Source organism: Mycobacterium sp., from assembly GCF_050701675.1.
Classification (GTDB): Bacteria; Actinomycetota; Actinomycetes; order Mycobacteriales; family Mycobacteriaceae; genus Mycobacterium.
This window is the reverse complement of the sequence record NZ_JBOGDD010000372.1, coordinates 1-2,437: the sequence shown is the minus strand read 5'-3', so window position 1 is coordinate 2,437 and position 2,437 is coordinate 1. Positions and strand designations below refer to the sequence as shown.

The 2,437-nt window shown below is 66.0% G+C and carries 2 protein-coding genes and 1 pseudogene; all 3 read right to left on the bottom strand.

Annotated features, from left to right (window positions below; all coding sequences use genetic code 11):
- Nucleotides 1–303: pseudogene (locus tag ACRDUX_RS11110) on the bottom strand (substrate-binding domain-containing protein); the annotation flags it as partial.
- Nucleotides 300–1,844, bottom strand: a complete 1,545-nt coding sequence (locus tag ACRDUX_RS11105; RefSeq protein WP_526413817.1) for a sugar ABC transporter ATP-binding protein — start codon at nt 1,842–1,844, stop codon at nt 300–302. The gene ACRDUX_RS11105 and the pseudogene ACRDUX_RS11110, both read right to left, overlap by 4 nt.
- The coding region (locus tag ACRDUX_RS11100; RefSeq protein ID WP_526413815.1) for a DUF2291 family protein at nt 1,841–2,437 on the bottom strand (597 nt) is incomplete at its 5' end. The genes ACRDUX_RS11105 and ACRDUX_RS11100, both read right to left, overlap by 4 nt.

Sequence of the window (2,437 nt, the reverse complement as noted above, 5' to 3'; positions counted from 1 at the left end):
GACCACGCCGGACAGTCCGACGATCGACCCGACCGAGAGGTCGATGCCGCCCTTGAGGATGACGAGCAACATGCCAAGTGCGAGAACGGCATTGATTGCGACGTGTTTGGTCATCGTGATCAGGTTGGCCGTGCTCAGGAACGAATCCGACAGCAGCGCGAAGACGACGATCAGCACGCCGAGTGCGATGAATGCCCGCAACTCGAAGACACCGTTGAGCATCTTGAGGCGGCGGACGTCTGCTGCGGTCGGCGCGTCGTCGGCAGCGTTGACGGGCGCCTTCGCGGCCAGGGTCGCACTCATGAATCATCTCCAGATCTGCTAGCGGTTCCGTCGGCGAGGCCCATCAGCTGCGGCCGGTCGATCGAGTTGGGATCGAGGTCGGCGATGAGCCTGCCGCGCTGAAAGACCAGGAGCCGGTCCGGAATGTTCAGTGCCTCTTCGGCTTCGGAGGTCGTGAAGATCACCGCAAGGCCGTTGGCCGCCTGTTTGGTCATCAGCGCGAAGATGTCGGCCTTGGCGCCGATGTCGACGCCGCGGGACGGCTCGTCGAGCAGCAGCACCTTCGGATGGGTGAGCAGTGCCTTGCCGATGACGACCTTCTGTTGATTGCCGCCACTCAGCGAGCCGATGGCTGCGCCTGGCCCTGCGGTCTTCACCGTGACGTCGGTGATCATTGCGGTGACCGCGGCGGTCTCGCTTCGTCGTGACACCAGCCCCCGACGGACGAATGACGTCAGCGCGCTCAGGGACAGGTTCTGCCCGACGGACATGGTTTGAACGAGGCCGTCTCGCTGCCGATCCTCGGGGACCAGCGCGACGCCGCTGCGGATGCGTTGTCGCACCGTCTGGCCCTCCAGCTGCCTGCCATCGAACTCGACCGAACCGGCCGCGAGGGGCAGCCGTCCGGCAACGGCTTCCATGAATTCAGTACGACCCGAGGCCATCAGCCCGTAGATGCCGACGATCTCGCCGACCCGGACGTCGACGTCGATGCCGTCGACGGCCAGCCGCTGCGGGTTGGTCGGGTCGGCCACCTGCAGAGCACGGACGGACAGCACGACGTCGCCGAGGGCGGGATCTCGATCGGGGAACAGCGAGTCCTGATCGCGGCCGACCATGTTCTGGACGATCCATGCCAGGTCGACGTCGGCGGCCCGATCCACGGCGACGAGTTCACCGTCGCGCAACACGGCGACGTCGTCGGCGATCTCCAGGGACTCCTCGAGGTGGTGGGAGATGTAGACGATCGCGACACCATCGGCCCTGAGCTCACCGATGACGCGGAACAGCACCTCGACCTCGTTGACGCTCAGCGCCGAGGTCGGCTCGTCCATGATGAGCACGCGGGCGTTCTGCAGTAGCGCCCTTGCGATTTCCACTAGCTGCTGCTGTCCGATCCGCAGATCCCCGACCAGCGTTCCCGGGTCGATCTCCTCCTCGAGGCTGGCAAGGACTTTCTTGGTGGCGGCGCGCTGGGCGCGGCGATCCAGCCGCCCGAGCCGGGTCGTCTCACGGGCCAGGAACAGGTTGTCCTCGACCGACAGGTTCGGGCACAAGCTCAATTCCTGGTGGATGATCACCACCCCGCGGTCGGCCGCTTCCCTTGGCGATCCGAAATGCACCGGAACCCCGTCGAGGATGATCTGACCGGTGGACGGGTCCTCGATCCCCGCGAAGATCTTCATCAACGTCGACTTGCCAGCGCCGTTCTCCCCGAACAGCGCGGTGACGCGCCCCGCGGCCACACCCAGCGTCACTCCGCGCAGCGCCCGGGTACCGCCGTAGTTCTTGGTGACGTCCGCAGCGGCCAGGACCGGCTCGGCTTCGAGACGCGTGGTCACGATCCCTCCTTGATGCTGACCGCGGTGATCGTGACCAGTCGCGGGTTCAGCGGGGCGGTTGCACCCACGACCGTGATGGTCTTTCCGACAAGGGTTTTCGGATCGAGGCCGGCCAACACGCTCTTCGCCATGGCCGTGTTCAGGGCTATCGCCGAGTCGGCGTACTCCACTTGATTGACGAAGTCGTTGAAGTGGACCAGACCCGAGGCGTCCCGCAGGGCGGTGCCGTTGATGGCGGGCCCGATCTGCACCGAGATCCGCGCGCTGGGCGCCACGCCCTCGACCGTGATCGGCAGGAGTCCGTTGACGGGTTCTCCTGCGATCCCGGTGGCCCGCACCGCATACGACCACGGCGACGTGCCATCACGCTTGCCGTACTTCTCACCGGTGGCGTTCGGGTCCGCCACCAGCCCGTCGACCAGCGTGGTGAGGTCGACCGCGTTGGACTCGATGGCGGGAACGATCTTGGATTGGTAGTTGTCCTGCGCGTAGGAGGCCGGGTCGAATGCGACCCGCTGCCCGGGGATGGGCTTGTCGGCAGGCCAATACGTCGTCGAGAGAGCCATCACGACGATCAGCGCGATCAGCGCGCC